This is a genomic window from Gluconobacter kondonii, from assembly GCF_002723995.1.
Lineage (GTDB): Bacteria > Pseudomonadota > Alphaproteobacteria > Acetobacterales > Acetobacteraceae > Gluconobacter > Gluconobacter kondonii.
This window is the reverse complement of record NZ_BEWP01000001.1, coordinates 128,857-144,712: the sequence shown is the minus strand read 5'-3', so window position 1 is coordinate 144,712 and position 15,856 is coordinate 128,857. Positions and strand designations below refer to the sequence as shown.

16 protein-coding genes are annotated in these 15,856 nt (G+C 61.5%); 7 read left to right on the top strand and 9 right to left on the bottom strand.

Features of this window, described 5'->3' with window-relative positions; all coding sequences use genetic code 11:
- The first annotated feature begins 28 nt into the window (after positions 1–28).
- The 4 genes from GKO01_RS00635 to GKO01_RS00620 all read left to right on the top strand — a co-directional run bounded on the left by GKO01_RS00635 (position 29) and on the right by GKO01_RS00620 (position 3,839).
- On the top strand, positions 29–775 hold the full coding sequence (locus GKO01_RS00635; RefSeq protein ID WP_099285182.1) for a 16S rRNA (uracil(1498)-N(3))-methyltransferase: 747 nt from the start codon (positions 29–31) through the stop codon (positions 773–775).
- 73 nt (positions 776–848) lie between these two features.
- A complete protein-coding gene (locus GKO01_RS00630) occupies positions 849–2,225 on the top strand; it encodes a glutamate--cysteine ligase (protein WP_099285180.1) in 1,377 nt (458 codons plus the stop codon).
- Positions 2,226–2,252: 27 nt separating this feature from the next.
- Entirely contained in the window at positions 2,253–3,209 is a 957-nt protein-coding gene (gene mbfA, locus GKO01_RS00625; protein WP_099285178.1) for an iron exporter MbfA, read from the top strand.
- A gap of 3 nt (positions 3,210–3,212) precedes the next feature.
- A complete protein-coding gene (locus GKO01_RS00620) occupies positions 3,213–3,839 on the top strand; it encodes a LolA family protein (RefSeq protein WP_099285176.1) in 627 nt (208 codons plus the stop codon).
- Positions 3,840–3,843: 4 nt separating this feature from the next.
- Here the strand turns inward: GKO01_RS00620 and rsmI are convergent, their stop codons facing one another.
- A complete protein-coding gene (gene rsmI, locus GKO01_RS00615; RefSeq protein ID WP_099285535.1) occupies positions 3,844–4,677 on the bottom strand; it encodes a 16S rRNA (cytidine(1402)-2'-O)-methyltransferase in 834 nt (277 codons plus the stop codon).
- A 149-nt stretch (positions 4,678–4,826) separates the two neighbouring features.
- Here rsmI and GKO01_RS00610 point away from each other — a divergent pair, with 149 nt between their 5' ends.
- A complete protein-coding gene (locus GKO01_RS00610; RefSeq protein WP_099285174.1) occupies positions 4,827–6,110 on the top strand; it encodes a penicillin-binding protein activator in 1,284 nt (427 codons plus the stop codon).
- Between the two features lie 86 nt (positions 6,111–6,196).
- On the opposite strand, the gene GKO01_RS00605 is transcribed toward GKO01_RS00610, so the two are convergent.
- From GKO01_RS00605 to pdxH, 7 genes are all read right to left on the bottom strand, one after another.
- Entirely contained in the window at positions 6,197–6,580 is a 384-nt protein-coding gene (locus GKO01_RS00605) for a hypothetical protein (protein ID WP_099285172.1), read from the bottom strand.
- A gap of 165 nt (positions 6,581–6,745) precedes the next feature.
- The gene (locus tag GKO01_RS00600) at positions 6,746–7,660 is read right to left on the bottom strand and encodes a lysophospholipid acyltransferase family protein (protein ID WP_099285170.1); all 915 of its coding nucleotides are present in this window, start codon (positions 7,658–7,660) and stop codon (positions 6,746–6,748) included.
- A complete protein-coding gene (gene lpxK, locus GKO01_RS00595; RefSeq protein WP_099285168.1) occupies positions 7,657–8,640 on the bottom strand; it encodes a tetraacyldisaccharide 4'-kinase in 984 nt (327 codons plus the stop codon). Before lpxK ends, GKO01_RS00600 begins: the two co-directional genes overlap by 4 nt.
- Positions 8,637–10,502, bottom strand: a complete 1,866-nt coding sequence (locus GKO01_RS00590) for a glycosyltransferase N-terminal domain-containing protein (RefSeq protein WP_099285166.1) — start codon at positions 10,500–10,502, stop codon at positions 8,637–8,639. The genes lpxK and GKO01_RS00590 overlap by 4 nt, the downstream gene beginning before the upstream one ends.
- 64 nt (positions 10,503–10,566) lie before the next feature.
- On the bottom strand, positions 10,567–11,295 hold the full coding sequence (locus GKO01_RS00585) for a polysaccharide lyase family 7 protein (protein WP_099285164.1): 729 nt from the start codon (positions 11,293–11,295) through the stop codon (positions 10,567–10,569).
- Positions 11,296–11,342: 47 nt separating this feature from the next.
- The gene (locus GKO01_RS00580; RefSeq protein WP_099285162.1) at positions 11,343–12,227 is read right to left on the bottom strand and encodes a universal stress protein; all 885 of its coding nucleotides are present in this window, start codon (positions 12,225–12,227) and stop codon (positions 11,343–11,345) included.
- A gap of 47 nt (positions 12,228–12,274) precedes the next feature.
- Complete coding sequence (pdxH, locus tag GKO01_RS00575; protein ID WP_099285160.1) at positions 12,275–12,877, bottom strand: pyridoxamine 5'-phosphate oxidase; 603 nt, start codon at positions 12,875–12,877, stop codon at positions 12,275–12,277.
- A gap of 382 nt (positions 12,878–13,259) precedes the next feature.
- Between pdxH and fabI the strand changes: the two genes are divergently transcribed.
- Positions 13,260–14,111, top strand: a complete 852-nt coding sequence (gene fabI / locus GKO01_RS00570) for an enoyl-ACP reductase FabI (RefSeq protein ID WP_099285158.1) — start codon at positions 13,260–13,262, stop codon at positions 14,109–14,111.
- Position 14,112: 1 nt separating this feature from the next.
- Positions 14,113–15,195 (top strand): chorismate synthase, encoded by a 1,083-nt coding sequence (gene aroC, locus GKO01_RS00565; protein ID WP_099285156.1) that lies wholly within the window; start codon positions 14,113–14,115, stop codon positions 15,193–15,195.
- Between the two features lie 24 nt (positions 15,196–15,219).
- Here aroC and GKO01_RS00560 read toward each other — a convergent pair whose 3' ends face one another.
- Positions 15,220–15,651, bottom strand: coding sequence for an OsmC family protein (locus tag GKO01_RS00560; protein ID WP_099285154.1), 432 nt, complete (start codon positions 15,649–15,651; stop codon positions 15,220–15,222).
- Between the last annotated feature and the right edge of the window lie 205 nt (positions 15,652–15,856).

Below are 15,856 nucleotides of genomic sequence, written 5' to 3'. Positions count from 1 at the left end.
GTGATGCTGTGTGGACGTGCTTCCGTCAATGGCTCAGGCGCGCTATCGGAAAAGGATGAGCCGATCCGATCCCCGTCTTTATGTTCCCGCGTCTGAAACAGCTTTCGTGGAAGGCCAGACAGTGCCGCTTCCTCTCGGACAGGCGCATTATCTGGGCAACGTCATGCGTCAGGGCGTAGGAAGCCTTGTGCGGGTGTTCAACGAGCGTGATGGGGAGTGGAGCGCAGAGATTGCGGCTCTGAAGAAGGATCGGGGGAGCGTCCTGCTCCAACACCGCGAGCGGGACCCCATGCCGACACAGGGGGTAGAATTGCTGTTTGCGCCTCTCAAGCGGGACGCGACGGAGCTTGTGATCCGCATGGGCACGGAACTCGGAGTGACACGCTTCCGGCCCATCGTGACGGAGCGCACCAATACGCATCGCCTCAATCTGGAGCGTCTGGCGGTGATTGCGACGGAAGCGGCGGAGCAGTGTGAACGGCTGGATGTTCCAGACATCCTGCCCCCTGAGTCGCTGCGTGTGGTGTTGGCGGAGTGGCCAGAGGATCGTCCGCTCTTTGCCGCGTTGGAGCGTCGCCCCGGCGAGCGTGCGAACGTGAGGGCCGCCGCTCTGCTGATCGGGCCGGAGGGCGGTTTTTCGGAAACCGAAGTGGAGATGCTCAGGCGGCATAGTGCCGTTCATGCGCTCAGTCTGGGGCCGCTCGTGCTGCGGGCGGAAACGGCCGTGTGCGCGGGGCTGGCCCGTCTCGCAGCAGGAGCCGGCGACACGCCCTGAGGGTGACAGAACCGTCGGACCTGCTACAGTTCAATCATTATCGAACAACGAATTCAGACCGAGGCCAAACGCCATGTCCAATCCCGGAACGTCCAATGCTGCGTCGATCGAAAGCCGGGCGCAGCTCGTCGAGGCGATCGCAAGGGGTTGCAAACCGAAATCGGAATGGAAAATCGGGACCGAACATGAAAAATTCGGTTTCATCCTTCCTCAGGATGCTGATGGACGCGAGCCGCTCTCACCGCCGCCTTACGCGCCGCGCGGAATCGGAGCCTTGTTGGAAAAGCTTCAGGGCCCGGACTGGGCACCCATCATGGACGGTGAAAACCTGATCGGGCTGAAAGGTCAGAACGCACAGGCCGGACGGGCAATTTCGCTTGAGCCGGCCGGGCAGTTCGAGCTTTCGGGCGCCCCGGTCGTGTCGCTTCAGGAAACGGAAGCGGAGATGCAGGAGCATTACGATCAGGTCCGTGGTCCGGCTGCGGAACTGGGGCTGGGCTTCCTGCCATTCGGTTTTCAGCCGCTCTGGTCGCGCGATGAGATGCCTTGGATGCCCAAGAGCCGCTATGCGATCATGCGCAACTACATGCCGAAAGTCGGCACGCTTGGCCTCGACATGATGACGCGGACCTGCACCGTTCAGGTCAATCTCGATTTCAGCGACGAAGCCGACATGGCGCGCAAGATGCGCGTCTCTCTGGCCCTTCAGCCGCTGGCCACCGCGCTGTTTGCGAATTCTCCGTTCGTCGAGGGCAAGGCCAATGGTCTGCTGTCCAACCGTGCACGGATCTGGACCGATACGGACAACCAGCGTTCGGGCCAGCCTTCGGTGTTCTTCGAGGATGGGTTTGGTTTTGAACAATATGTGGACTGGGCGCTCGATGTGCCGATGTATTTCGTCTCGCGCGAAGGGAAGAACATCGACGTGGCAGGCTGCTCGTTCCGTCGCTGGCTTTCCGGAGACGTTCAGGAGCCACTGAAAGGCCTGACGCCGACAGTGGGCGATTTTGAAGACCATCTGACGACTGTTTTCCCGGATGTGCGCCTCAAGCAGTTTCTTGAAATGCGCGGCGCGGATGCTGGGAAACTGGAGATGATGGTGGCTCAGTCGGCCCTGTGGGTTGGCCTGCTATACGACCCGGCAACACTGGAAGCTGTTGAAAAGCTGGTGCGTGAGCAGCCCTGGAGCGCCTATCAGCAGCTCCGCGCCGAAGTGCCGCGTCTGGGACTGGATGCTGCGTTCCCAGGTGGACTGAAGCCATTGGCCAAACGTGTGGTCCAGCTTGCGGAGCAGGGCCTGCGGGCCCGCGTGCGCAACGAGGCCAGCTATCTCGATCCGCTGCATCTGATTGCCGATGGTGGTCCGAATCAGGCGCAGCATTGGCTGGATCTGTATAATGGTGCGTGGGGGCAGAGCGTGAAACCGCTCTTCACCGAAGCCGCCATCTGATTTTATGAGACGGGACCTGCTGCCTACGTGACAAAACTTTCCGAGCTGACCGAACGCGAAATCCTTGCGCTGGCCATCGCCAGCGAGGAGGAAGATGGTCATATTTACGCGGATTTCGGCCAGATGCTGGCGGAAGATTATCCCGACAGCGCCGCCATTTTTCAGGATATGGCGGAAGAAGAAAACCATCACCGTCGGGCACTGATCGACCTGTTCGTCCGGCGTTTCGGCAATCACATTCCGCTGGTTCGTCGGCAGGACGTACAGGGGTTCCCGTCCCGCAAATCTGCTTGGCAGATGCAGAATCGTGGGATCGAGGCGATACGGGCGCAGGCTGCCGACATGGAGAGGCAGGCGGCACGGTTTTACCGTCAGGCCGCCGGGCAGACGCAGGATGCGGAAATTCGTAAGCTGCTGGGTGATCTGGCAACAGAAGAAGACCGTCACCAGCGTGAGGCGCGGCGTCTGGAAGACGAGCATCTGAACGATAACAGTCGTGACCGCGAGGACGAGCACAGTCGCCGCGATTTCGTGCTGCGGATCGTCCAGCCGGGGTTGGTCGGCCTCATGGACGGCTCCGTCTCGACGCTGGCGCCGGTTTTTGCGGCAGCGTTTGCAACGCACAGCCCTCATGCGGCTTTTCTGGTCGGGCTTGCTGCGTCCCTCGGGGCCGGGATTTCCATGGGACTGGCGGAAGGACTGGCTGATGACGGCAAGCTATCCGGGCGGGGCGCACCGCTTCTGCGCGGGCTAATCTGTGGAGCCATGACGTTCGGCGGTGGTATCGGTCATACGCTGCCGTTTCTGGTGCCGGATTTCCGTCTTGCTTTCGGCGTGGCGCTCGTTGCGGTGGCGATTGAGCTTCTGCTCATTTCCTGGGTACGCTGGCGGTATCAGGACACACCGTTCGGCTCGGCCATGGTGCAGGTTTTCCTGGGCGGGGCTCTTGTTTTTGCAACCGGCGTGCTGATTGGCAGTTCCTGAGACATGATGAATCGTTCCTTTTTCCGCGCGGCTGTTCTGGCGGCGCTGTTTCCTGTCTCCTTGCCTTGCAGTGCTTTTGCACAGACGGCTTCCGTGCAGCTTCGTCCCGCGGATCAGGGGTGGGTGTCCCGCATTGAAGACACGCTCGGAAAGGTGACGACGCTTCAGGCACATTTTCGCCAGACGGCTGCGGATGGCAGCGTGACAACCGGGACGGCGACGCTCGACCGACCGGGGCGGATGCGCTTCGATTATGACAAGCCGAGCCCGCTGCTGCTGGTCGCCAATGACGGTCGTGTGGTGTTTCAGGACCGCAGCGTCGATCAGGTCACGACTCTTCCGCTGGACCGTACCCCGCTGGGGCTGCTGTTGCGTCCTGAGTTCAAGCTCTCAGGCGATGTTACGGTAACAGGATTCGAGCATCGGGACGGTCAGATCCGAATTCAGCTTGTCCGGACGCAGAGTGCCGGGGAAGGCAGTCTGACGCTCGTATTTTCCGATGCGCCTCTGGCACTGGAAGGCTGGAGCGTTGTGGACGCGCAGGGGCGCACGACCACGATTGCGCTGTCCGATGTGCATCTCGGCGGAGATGTGCCGCAATCGCTGTTCGTGCTGCCGAAAGCGGACTGAACTTTCAGTGTTTTAGTTCGCGTGAAAGCTCCAGCGCGCGGGCATAGACCGTGCGTTTGGGCAGCTTGACGATGCCCGCGACCAGAGCCGCCGCGTCCTTGACAGAATGGGTGGCAAGAGCCTCGCGCAGATGCGTGTCCAGATCGGCCGCGCCACTGTCGTCTTCGTCGGACGGGCCGATCAGCAGCGTAATTTCGCCGCGTGGTGCCGTCATGCGAAAATGTTCCAAAACCTCTGCGAGAGTGCCGCGCACCATTTCCTCGAACCGCTTGGTGAGCTCGCGTCCGACTGCCGCTTCGCGTTCGGGGCCGAACACGTCGATCAGGTCTTCGAGGCTCTCGACCAGCCGGTGCGGCGCTTCATACCAGATCAGCGTTGAATGCAGACCCGCCTGTTCTGCGGCGCGCAGGGCAGAGAAGCCGCTCTTGCGAGCTTCGCTGCGTGGAGCCGGAAACCCCAGAAACATGAAGGGCAGGGGCGGCAGGCCCGAAAGCGTCAGGGCCGTGATGACGGCGTTCGGACCGGGAATGGCCGTGACGTGTATTCCGGCCGCAATGGCGGCGCGGACCAGTCGGTAGCCGGGATCGGACACCAGCGGCGTACCCGCGTCAGAGACGACGGCATAGCGGGCACCTTCCTGCAATTTTTCGATCAGGAACGGAGTGCGGTCCTGTTCGTTATGGTCGTGCAGTGTTCGGGTCGGTGTGGCAATATTGCGCGAAAGAAGGAGTTTTGCCGTAACGCGCGTGTCCTCGCAGAGGATCGCATCCACGGTGCCAAGGGCCTCGATTGCGCGTTCGCTGATATCGGCCAGGTTGCCGATCGGCGTTGCAACCAATATCAGACATCCACCTTCGGCCTGGCCCTGCGCTGGCAGGGGGGCGGCCGGTAACGTTTCAGCCGCATCGCTCAAGGGAGTTTCAGCGGAACATGACTTTTCGGACATCTGCATCCTCGGTGACAAACTCAGGGACGTATTGTCGCCCCTTGAGCCGTCTGCGCAAGGGTGTAAGCACCGGCCTTGCCGCGGGAACCTTCCTGACCCTTGCCGCCTGCTCGGGTGGCGGGTCGTCTTCCGTGCCGGGTGTGGGCGGTATTCCGGGCGTTTCCGAAGGGCCGGGAGCCCATGATGTCGGGCTGATCCTGCCGCTGACGGGACGCAATGCGTCTTACGGCATGCGGATGCGCGATGCGGCAAAACTGGCCCTTTCCGCCAAGGGGTCGCCTGCGCTTGACGTTCATGACACCAATGGTCCGGGCGGGACGGAACAGGCCGTGCGCGATGCGCTTGCGCGGGGTGACGCCATTCTGCTGGGCCCTCTGACCGCTACCGAAACTGCCGCCGCTGCACCGCTCGCGATCAATGCGGGCAAACCAGAGCTTGCCTTCACCAGCGACTCCACGCAGGCCCGTCCGGGCGTCTGGGTGATGGGGCTGACGCCGGAGCAGCAGGTGCGCCGGATGGTCGATGCCGCGCGGGCGACAGGACGGAAAACGTTTGCGGCGTTTCTGCCGGACAATGCTTTCGGACACGCCATGGGGGACGGATTGGCCCGGGCCTGCCGGGATGCGGGGTTGAAGGATCCGCAGATCGTCTTCCATACGATGGATGTACAGAACATCGACGACGGCTTGAAAGCGCTGTCCGCCATCGAAACACGTCAGCCCGCTGCGCCAGTGGTTGCGGAGACGCCGTCTGGCCCATCCGCGATTGACCCGACAGGTGAGGCCACTCCGGACGCTGCTCCAGCGGGAACTCCGTCTCCCGCTACCACGCCTGCGGCGCAACCCGCGCCGCCGCCATTCGATGCTCTGGTGCTAGCTGATACGGGGCTGGAGCTTGGACGCGTCATCACCGCGCTTCAGGCCGATCATATCGATTCGTCGCAGGTCCAGATCATGGGGCCCGCGCTCTGGAAAGCGTTTGATGGCAAGCTCGGCGCGCTGCATGGCGCCTGGTATGCAGCCCCGGATGCGCATGACCGGCTGGGATATGTAGCGCAGTATCGGGCCCTCTACAAACAGGCACCGTCGCCCGTCAGTGATTTTGCGTATGATGCCGCCGCTCTGGCTGGCAGCCTGATTCGCAAGGGCGGTGTGACGGTCGAAGCTCTGACGCGCCCGGATGGTTATATGGGCGTTGACGGCCTCTTCCGCCTGCGGCCGGACGGGCATGTGACTCGGGCGCTGGCGATTTATCAGATCCAGCGTGGCGGTGGCGCGCGCATCGTGGTTCCGGCATCGCGGGATGTGGCGATCCGCCCAAGCTGAGGCTGTATTTTTTCAAAAGAAAAGCGTGTCCGTTCTCTGAACGGCGCGCTTTTTTTATGTCTGATTGAGAAAGCCCTGGCGCAGGTTTAGGCAGCGCAGGTTTCGGCGAGCGGCAGGACCGGGCGGATGACATGCAGGGCGAACTCGAAGCTGGCATAGCTGCCCAGCTCATGGTTTCGGATCTGGTCGATCAGCACCCAGTGCATACCCTGTGGCCGCAGCATGTAAGCGGGATCGGGATTTTCACGGACCCAGACCAGAACATGATCGACAGGTGCGCTTCCGTCTACATTGATGATGTCGTGGGAAGCATCTGCGATTTCCGCATCGAAAACGCCCATACGCTGTCCCGCTTCGAGCCAGCGCAGCAGATATTCGCGGTGACGCGGCAGCAGGCCCTGTCGCAGAGGCACGATATTGCTCGTGCTGCGGCTGTGAGAAAGGTCGTGAAGGTGAGCCACCTGCGCCATCAGGAAGTCCTCATCAAAAAGCCGGGCAAGGCACCCGGGCTGTGGTGATGAATTCAGGCTAGGGTTTAGATGGGGCGGTTCACAATCTTTAATAACGTCTGAAGAAGGTTTTACGACACAAACCATCCCCACTGTGGCAAATCTGCCATGCTGTAAACGCATAGCTCAACAGGGTGTTGCCATATTCCGGTACAGGGATTTGTCCCAGCGGCGATGCAGCCAGAGCCAGGAGCCCGGGATTTCACGGATCCAGGATTCAAGACGGTCGTTGAAAAGCTGCGTCAGGGCGAGGACGTCTTTTGCGCGATCATCCGTTTTTTCAGGCGAAAAGGGCGGGTCGACGACCAGCACGAGTCTCGCTGGGCCGTCACGCCGCACATGGCCCGTGACGATCAGGGCATCATGTCTGAGGGCGAAGACTGCGGCGGCGGACGCTGTCATGGCGGGGCGTCCGAAAAGGCGCGCTTCGATTCCGTCGTTCATTTTCTGATCGCCCAGAACACCCAGATGACCGCCTTTGGAAAGGTGTTTCAGGGCTGAGCGTGCGCCTTTGGCCCCTTTGGGGAACATTGGCACGTCCTGCCCCATGGCCTCCTGACGCAGGCTGTGGATCAGACCGTCGACGCCGGGGTTGCTGGCCGCCCGATAGAAGGAGGCGAATGGCATACCGTAGCGCGCAACGACCGGCGGCATGAGTTCCCAGTTGCCGATGTGGCCGGAAAAGAAAATGACGGGCCGGCCTGAAGCCTTTGCGGCTTCAAGATGTTCTGCGCCCTCGACGCTCCATCCTGCACCGGAGGCCGTGTTGTGTTTCAATCGGCCGATATGGGGAAATTCGCCGACCGTCCGACCCAGATTATCCCAACAGTCGCGCACGATACGTCGCCGGGCGACGGAGCCGAGTTCGGGCATGGAGAGTTGCAGGTTCCGGTCCGCTATTTTCGAGACGGGTAGTGCTGGCCCGATCGTCCGGGCCACACCCCCTCCAAGATTCGAGGCTGCGGCTGCGGGAAGGGCACGGATCACGGCCAGAAGGCCACGGATCAGCAAGGTTTCCGAGCGGTACAGAAAGGACGTCATGGAGTGCTGAACAGCAGATCGAGAAGGCGTTCGGGCGCTTTCGGATTAGCCCAGAGTAATTCTACGCTGATAACCTTTACCTCTGTGCGGAATGGAAAGGGCAGTTTCACGGCATCCTTCGCGGTCGTGACCAGTGTGGTGCCCGATTCCCGGCTGAGGGTTTCGAGGCGCTGAATATCGCGGGGCGTGTAGACATGATGATCGGGGAACGGGAGTGCGCGGATGGGTGTGACACCGGCGTCCCGTAGCATGTCGAAAAATTTTTCTGGGCGCCCGATTCCTGCGAACGCCACGATCCGCCGTCCCTGAAGGGTTCGGATTTCAGGGCCGGGAACCAGTCTGGCCTGTGCGGTCAGGAGATGACGCGGAAATGTCGGAAGCAGGTTGTGTCTGTCGTCTCCGATGACGACGACAGCCTGTGCGCGGGAGAGGGCGTCCGGGAGGGGTTCGCGGAGCGGACCTGCGGGGAGGACGCATCCGTTTCCGAAGCCCGTTATGCCGTCCACCACCAGAATGGAGACGGTCTTGTGCAGCGTCGGGTTCTGGAAGCCATCATCCATGACGAGGCAGTCTGCCCCCTGACCAATGGCGAGGCGCGCGGTTTCAGCCCGGTTTGCGCCAATCCATGTCGGCGCGGACTGTGCGAGGAGGAGCGGTTCGTCGCCTACGTCGCGGGCGGTGCTGCGTCCGGGATTGACGTCGATGGGGCCGCGCTCACGTCCGCCGTGGCCCCGGCTGAGGATATGAGGATGGTGGCCCCGGTCTTTGAGGCGCTGCACGAGGTCGAGGGCGAGAGGAGTTTTGCCTGTTCCACCTGTGGTGATGTTGCCGCAGCACAGAACCGGAATGGGAGCATGAAATGTGGGCCGCCTGAGGCGGCGGCGGGTAAGGGTCGTGGCGACGAGAGAAAGCGGCCTGAGGAGACGGGCGGTGAGACTGCGCCTCGGATGCAGCCAGAAACGGGGTGGGCGACCTCTCATCGTTCAACCGTTCTGAGGATACGGTCTCGCAGGAGGCTCACGACCGAGCGCTGCAATCCCGTGGTCCTGACGGGCGGGAGAGGGGATTTGAGCCATCGTGTGAGACACTCCACATCGTTCACGATCTGGATGGTATCAGAAACCGTGGCCATTGCCTCCCGCCAGTTCTCCATTTTCGGGCCGGTTGCTGTTGGAACTTCCAGACGCAGCGGTTCGAACGGATTGTGGCCGCCGCCTTTTCCGATCAGGGAATTGCCCAGAAAACAGCGGTCCGCCAGCCTGTAGAACAGGCCAAGCTCGCCGAGTGTGTCGGCCAGCCAGACTGGGGTTTGCGGCGTTGGGTCCTGTCCTGAGGAACGGCGGGGAAGGCTGAAACGCTCTGCCAGTTCCGCCCCACGGGTGGGATGGCGCGGGACAAGGATGGTCAGAAGATCGGGCTGAAGGGTGCGGGCGCTTTCGGCAGCCTGAAGGACGAGGTTCTCTTCTCCCGGATGGGTGGATGCGGCAACGAATATCGGGCGTTCCCCAAACAGGGCCTTCAGACGGTTATACTCCGCTTCGTCGTAAGGGAGAGGGGGAGCATCCTGTTTGAGATCGCCGTCTTCGTAGACTGGAGAGGCTCCAAGTGCGCGAAATCGCGCTGCATCTTCAGGGCCGCGGGCTGCTACCCAAGAGAGACGTCCCATCATGCGCCGTGCAGGGCCACGCAGACGGCTCCAACGTCGGGAAGAGCGGTCCGACAGGCGTCCGTTGACGAGCATGACGGGAATATCCCGGTCCGAACAAGCCGCGATGATGCCCGGCCAGAGCTCGCTTTCGACGAACACTGCGCCTTCGGGTTGCCAGAGGTTGAGGAAGCGCCTCAGCCAGCGGGGCACGTCATGCGGAATGAAGCGATGGATGATGCGCTTCCCGAAAAGCGGGTGGCGCGCGACGATTTCGCTGCCTGTGACGGTTGCTGTCGTAAAAAGAAGTGTCAGCTCCGGTCGGGCGTCGAGCAGGGCCTCGGCCAGTGGCAGGGCGCAGAGGGTTTCGCCAACACTGGCGGCATGAAGCCAGAGAATCCGGCCTGTTGGGCGACGGATGTCGCCCAGCCCCATGCGTTCACGCAGACGATCGGGGAGTTCACGACCCTTCTGCAACCGGACCCGGAGCATGACGGTCAGGGCCGGGGCAAGCAGGGTTCCTGTCAGACGCCACAGACGGTCGATCACACTGGACTGATGGTGCCGTACAAGGTTTTCGGCGTGTCGGGAAACATCGTTCAAAGCGTTCTGAAGAACAGGAGCGTCGGGTTGAAGCAGGGGCTCGCCTAGAATAAGCGCGCCGCGTCCGAAGGGGAGCGGGAAGGCAAAGCCGTCCCATGAAGGCAGGCGCAGACTCGTGCAGGCCATACCAAGAGGCACCACAGCGCATCCTGCAAGGCGCGACAGGACGACGGCGCCGGGCTGAACCTGTTCGGCGGGTCCGCGAGGACCATCGGGGGTGATGCCGACAATCGAACCGCTTCGAATCTCTTTCAGGGCTGTTCGAAGCGCCGCTGCGCCACCTTTGTCCTTGCCCTTTTTGCTGGACGATCCGTGAATGCCAATGATGCCCCAGGCACGGACGATCTTTGCGATCAGCACGCCATCCGGATTACGCGAAACAAGGAACCGGAGCGCCAGACGGGGTTCTTGAGGGCGTGCCCAAAACCAGAGGGCCGGACTGAGCGCCAGAGACCGGTGCCAGAAGGCGACCACGCTTCCCTGACCGGGCGTGAGCAGTGTTTCGACCGCACGGGGAGAGCCGCTGACCTGCCAGCGCGTGGAGCGTAGGCAGAGTCCCAGCCACAGGCGGAGCAGGCGTGGAGACAGGGTCATGTCGCGTCGGGTAGCACGCGACGTTACAGGCCGCAAAGAGCGGGCATTTCGACTGGCAGAGCCATCAGCCTGCCGGATGACTCATCTCAAGGGATGTGAACGTCACACGCGCTGCATCGCTGTGGCAGGGCATGTGCCAGCCGGTCTGCCCGGCAACAGCCTCGAACCACATGGCGGGAGCCGTTGCGGCGGCGGGCATGGCGAATATATTGCGGGTGCCATTCACGACGACGAGCAGCGTTCCGTTGGGCCGGGAAGAGAGACCGTAGCTGATGCTGCGGTCGGGATAGATCGTCCCGGCAACGACGCGGCGTGTTTCGGTGCCATTATGAATGACGGCAATGACCTGCGAACGCTTGCCATCAGCGATCAGTTGTACGACCGGCCCCTGCGCGCTCTGGATCTGGCCGATGATAACGCGCTGATTGCTGGGCCATGTGTCGATGTGCAGGGTGGCGGTCATGTCCGCCGGGGTCTGCTGGAAATACCATGCCGTCCCTTCGCGCAGCACGGTCGCGGGAGCTGTTTGGCCACGGATTGATGGCTGAAGCGCGTCCGTTTGCAGGGTAATGGCGCCGGTCGCGGCATTCTGCTCATAGAACGGGCTGTGATAGCCTGTAGCGAGCGTGGTGCCTGGAACGAGGCGCAATTTGAGGCGTGCCTGCGGTTCCTGAAGGGTAAAACCACCAGCCTGAGGTGGGGCGTGCGTGTCCATGGCCGATGCGGGAGCCAGTGCGGTGCCCGCCAGCGTAAGGGTCAGGCAGGTGGCGCAGAGAAGGCGGGGCAGGGACATGGGACGGTTCCTTCAGGTCAACAGGCAAAAAGCGGCAACAGGCGTGTTTAGCGGCTCATGAGAACCGTGATCTGAGCGTGTTCCAGAATATGACGTGTGACGCCGCCCAGAATCATCTGACGCAGGCGCGAATGGGAATAGGCGCCCATACCGAGCATGTCGGCATTGAACTCCGTGGCAGCGTTCAGCAGGCCCACGCCGATATCCCGGTTTACGGCCTCGAACTCGCGGGATGTGGCGGAGATACCGTGCATCCGCAGATAGGTTACGACCTCGTCCGCACCCGGACCGCGACGCTGATAATCCTGACAGGTCAGAACCTGCACCGCTTCGGCTTTGTGGGCCCAGGGCAGGATGCAGCGCAGGGCCAGCGAGGCTTCGGGCGTTCCGTTCCAGGCAATGGCAATCCGCCTGCCGACCGATTTTGGCGGAGACGGCGGTGCGATCAGCAGGGGACGTCCGCTGTCGAACAGGATGGCGTGCAGCGTTTCGGAAGCGCGCGGGTCGCCGTCTTTGGCAAGATTCGGGACCAGCGTCATATCGGCCAGACGCGAGCGCCACGTCAGAGAGTCGTGCTCTGTCCCGTTAAGAACGTCGAGACTCGCACTGACGCCTTCTCCGGCCGAAGAGCCGATTTTCGAAGGCTCGATACGACGGATGCCATGTTCGTGAACAAAAGCGTCGAAAGCCTTGCGGATTTTGATTGCCCGCCGATGGGATTCGGTCATGGCGGTGTCGATCATTTCATTGACCATACTCGCCGAGATGCCTTCACCGGCCAGTGTCGCGACTTCGGACGGGTCTGAACCGACCACGACCGCGGACAGATGGGCGTCGAACCGGCGCGCGAAATCCAGCGCGACCGACATGACTGCGTCCAGCTCATAGGTGCCGTTCAGGGGGAGAAGGATGTTCTTGATGTCGATAAGCATGGGTGAAGGCTCCCCGGCCGTAATTTTGTGACGTCGTTATGATGTATTTACGGATAAAGTCGTGTGACGTTCCATTGGTTTCCATCACGCGCCCACACAGCACGATCATGCAGGCGATAGGGACGGTCCTGCCAGAATTCGATAGCCTCGGGCAGAACGCGGAAACCCGACCAGTTGTCAGGGCGGGGGATCGGGCCATCGCCATATTTTTCGTCCGCGGCTTTCAGGCGATCCTCGAATGTGCTGCGCTCGTCGAGCGGGCGGGACTGATCGGAAGCAATGGCGCCGAGGCGCGACATACGGGAGCGGCTGGCGAAATAGGCGTCGGCCTCGGCTGCAGTAACGGCTTCGACCGGCCCCTCGATCCGGACCTGACGGCGAACGGACTTCCAGTGAAACAGCAGGGCGGCGTGCGGATTGGCGCGCAGTTCGCTGCCCTTGCGGCTGTCCAGATTGGTATAGAAAACAAAACCCCGATCATCCACGCCCTTGAGTAGCAGCATCCGGACGGATGGATGTCCGTCAGGCGTGGAGGTGGCGACGGCCATGGCGTTGGGATCGTTTGGCTCGGCGGCCTCTGCATCCGACATCCAGGCTGCGAACAGGGCGAAGGGATCGGCCTTCAGATCAATCAGGGGAAGGTCGGACATCAGAAGCTCCTTGGAAGCGAGATCGGCATGACGGACCGGTGCAGGGCCGGACCGCTCTATCTGTAATCATAACGCGACTGACGCCTTGCAGCTATCGCGCGGCATATTGGAGTAGCGTTTGCGGATGGTAACGCAGCAGGGTTGCGTCAGGCGCATTGCTGTTGTCGGGAAAACCCATGGCTTCAATATCCGACGGCGACATCTGAATGACTGAAAGGATGCTCGTTTCCTGAAAACGCTCAGGAACCGTCGTTGCGCCGGAGTGATGCCTTAATGTCCTGTCAGAAGGCAAAAAACTGGGCAATCGTCGCAAAGTCTTGTCTGTAACGGGCGCTTGTGCAACCACGACCCTCAATACGCCAACGCGATTCAGGAAATCACCATGTCTGAAACGGAAGACAATATCCCGGCACCCGTGACCGGAACCCTCATGAAGGGCAAGCGCGGTGTGATCATGGGTGTCGCCAACAAGAACTCGATTGCCTGGGCCATTGCCAGTGCCTGCGCGGCACAGGGTGCGGAACTTGCTTTCACCTATCAGGGCGAGGCGCTGGGCAAGCGCGTCCGTCCGCTGGCTGAGAGTGTTGGGTCCGAACTCGTTATCTCCTGTGATGTCAGCGATGACGACGCCATCAACACCACGTTCGACGAGATCGAAAAGGTCTGGGGCAAGATCGACTTCGTGCTCCACGCCATTGCCTTCGCCGACAAGCAGTATCTCCGCGGCCGTTATATCGACACGCCGCGCGATGCCTTCCTGCAGGCCATGGATATCTCCTGTTATTCCTTCGTTGCCGTCGCACGTCGTGCGTCTGCCATGATGAATCCGGGCGGGTCCTTCCTGAGCATGACATATCTCGGTGCCGAGCGCGTCATGCCGCACTATAATGTGATGGGTGTGGCCAAGGCGGCTCTGGAAGCCTCCGTGCGTTACATGGCTGCCGATCTGGGCCGTGACGATATCCGCGTCAACGGCATCTCCGCCGGTCCGATCATGACGCTGGCCGCCAACGGGATCAGCGATTTCCGCTATATCCTGCGCTGGAACCAGCTCAATGCTCCGATGGAGCGCAACGTGACGCTCAAGGATGTCGGCGGTTCGGGCATGTATCTGCTCTCCGACCTGTCCAGCGGCGTGACGGGCGAGATTCATCACGTGGATTGCGGCTACCACACGGTCGGCATGAAGAACCCGGACGCTCCGGACATCGCAGCGGTTGGCTCCGGGACCTGACATGTCGGACAACAGCTTCGGGAAGCTTTTTCGCGTTACCACTTGGGGTGAAAGTCACGGGCCAGCCATCGGCTGCGTCATTGATGGCTGTCCGCCCCGCCTGAAGCTGTCCGAAGAGGACATCCAGCCCTGGCTCGACCGTCGTCGTCCGGGGCAGTCCCGCTTTACCACGCAGCGCCGGGAGCCGGATCAGGTCCGCATCCTGTCGGGCGTGTTTGAAGGCCAGACGACCGGTACTCCCATTTCGCTGATGATCGAAAATACCGATCAGCGGTCGAAAGATTACGGCGATATCGCAACCCGGTATCGTCCTGGTCATGCCGACATTGCCTATGACATGAAATACGGCATCCGCGATTATCGCGGAGGCGGGCGCTCCTCGGCGCGCGAGACGGCCATGCGGGTTGCCGCAGGGGCTGTGGCGCGTGTGCTACTGAAGGCGCTGGTAAGCGAAGGCGTGAAAATCCGCGCAGCCCTGACGGGGATCGGCGGTCAGACCATTGATCCATCCCGCTGGGACTGGGACGAAGTCGAGCGTAATCCGCTCTGGTGCCCGGATGCGGGTTCGGTGGTGTCGTGGGAGGCTCTGCTCGACTCCGTTCGTAAGGATGGATCCTCCATCGGTGCGACCGTTGAAGTCGTGGCAGAAGGTCTGCCAGCCGGACTCGGTGCGCCGGTCTATGGCAAGCTGGATGCCGATCTGGCGGGCGCCATGATGGGGATCAATGGCGTCAAGGGCGTCGAGATCGGGGATGGTTTTGCCGTGGCCGCCCTTCGCGGCGAGCAGAACGCCGATCCGATTTCGCCAGGGCCGCAGTTCGCGTCCAACCATGCCGGTGGCATTCTGGGCGGTATTTCCACGGGACAGCCCATCGTGGCGCGCTTTGCGATCAAGCCGACCAGTTCGATCCTCACACCCGTTTCGAGTATCACGCGCGCGGGCGAGTCTGTGGAGGTGATGACCAAGGGACGGCATGATCCCTGTATTGGCATCCGCGCCGTTCCTGTGGCGGAAGCGATGATGGCCTGCGTACTGGCCGACCATCTGCTGCGCGATCATGCACAATGTGGCTGGGGCCGTTAGACCCCCGCCAGCATAAGCGCCGTTTTAGTGTTCGAGGGTGGCGTCCAGCGTAATGTTCGCCTTGATGACCTGCGACAGCGGGCAACCCGCTTTGGCTTTGTTCGCAATGTCGAGAAACTGGGTTTCCGACGCGCCCGGAACCTTACCGCGCAACGTGAGATGAGACTGGGTGATGGCAAAGCCTTCGCCTGACTTGTCCAGCGAGATGGTCGCTTTCGTTTCCAGTGACTCGGCTTTGAAGCCAGCCTGTTCCAGCATCATGGACAGCGCCATCGTGAAACACCCGGCATGGGCCGCGCCAAGCAGTTCCTCGGGGTTCGTGCCGGGCTTGTCTTCAAAGCGGGTGTTGAAGCCATAAGGCTGGTCATGCAGAGCGCCGCTCTGCGTGGAAATCGTGCCTTTGCCGTCCTTGAGACCGCCGCTCCAATGTGCCGAAGCTGTCTTTTTGATCGTCATGATGGGGTCTTTCGCAATTTGGGTTTCGTACTCCAAACGCGATGCCGTTCGGATCGTTGCCCGACGCGATGTTCATGAAATTTCCCAACCCTGTGACCGCTATCACACACCGGGAAAATGCCTCAGGGGAAAACTCTTGGGATAACAACGCTTAGGGGCGGTTTTCTGCGATCAGCACTATATCTAGGGGCATTAACGAATTCCT

Bases quoted from the DNA above. Each gene is read 5' to 3' on its own strand.
- GKO01_RS00635 (WP_099285182.1), top strand. From the start codon at position 29: ATGGCTCAGGCGCGCTATCGGAAAAGGATGAGCCGATCCGATCCCCGT.
- GKO01_RS00630 (WP_099285180.1), top strand. From the start codon at position 849: ATGTCCAATCCCGGAACGTCCAATGCTGCGTCGATCGAAAGCCGGGCG.
- GKO01_RS00620 (WP_099285176.1), top strand. From the start codon at position 3,213: ATGATGAATCGTTCCTTTTTCCGCGCGGCTGTTCTGGCGGCGCTGTTT.
- GKO01_RS00605 (WP_099285172.1), bottom strand. From the start codon at position 6,580: ATGGCGCAGGTGGCTCACCTTCACGACCTTTCTCACAGCCGCAGCACG.
- GKO01_RS00600 (WP_099285170.1), bottom strand. From the start codon at position 7,660: ATGACGTCCTTTCTGTACCGCTCGGAAACCTTGCTGATCCGTGGCCTT.
- lpxK (WP_099285168.1), bottom strand. From the start codon at position 8,640: ATGAGAGGTCGCCCACCCCGTTTCTGGCTGCATCCGAGGCGCAGTCTC.
- GKO01_RS00590 (WP_099285166.1), bottom strand. From the start codon at position 10,502: ATGACCCTGTCTCCACGCCTGCTCCGCCTGTGGCTGGGACTCTGCCTA.
- GKO01_RS00585 (WP_099285164.1), bottom strand. From the start codon at position 11,295: ATGTCCCTGCCCCGCCTTCTCTGCGCCACCTGCCTGACCCTTACGCTG.
- GKO01_RS00580 (WP_099285162.1), bottom strand. From the start codon at position 12,227: ATGCTTATCGACATCAAGAACATCCTTCTCCCCCTGAACGGCACCTAT.
- pdxH (WP_099285160.1), bottom strand. From the start codon at position 12,877: ATGTCCGACCTTCCCCTGATTGATCTGAAGGCCGATCCCTTCGCCCTG.
- fabI (WP_099285158.1), top strand. From the start codon at position 13,260: ATGTCTGAAACGGAAGACAATATCCCGGCACCCGTGACCGGAACCCTC.
- aroC (WP_099285156.1), top strand. From the start codon at position 14,113: ATGTCGGACAACAGCTTCGGGAAGCTTTTTCGCGTTACCACTTGGGGT.
- GKO01_RS00560 (WP_099285154.1), bottom strand. From the start codon at position 15,651: ATGACGATCAAAAAGACAGCTTCGGCACATTGGAGCGGCGGTCTCAAG.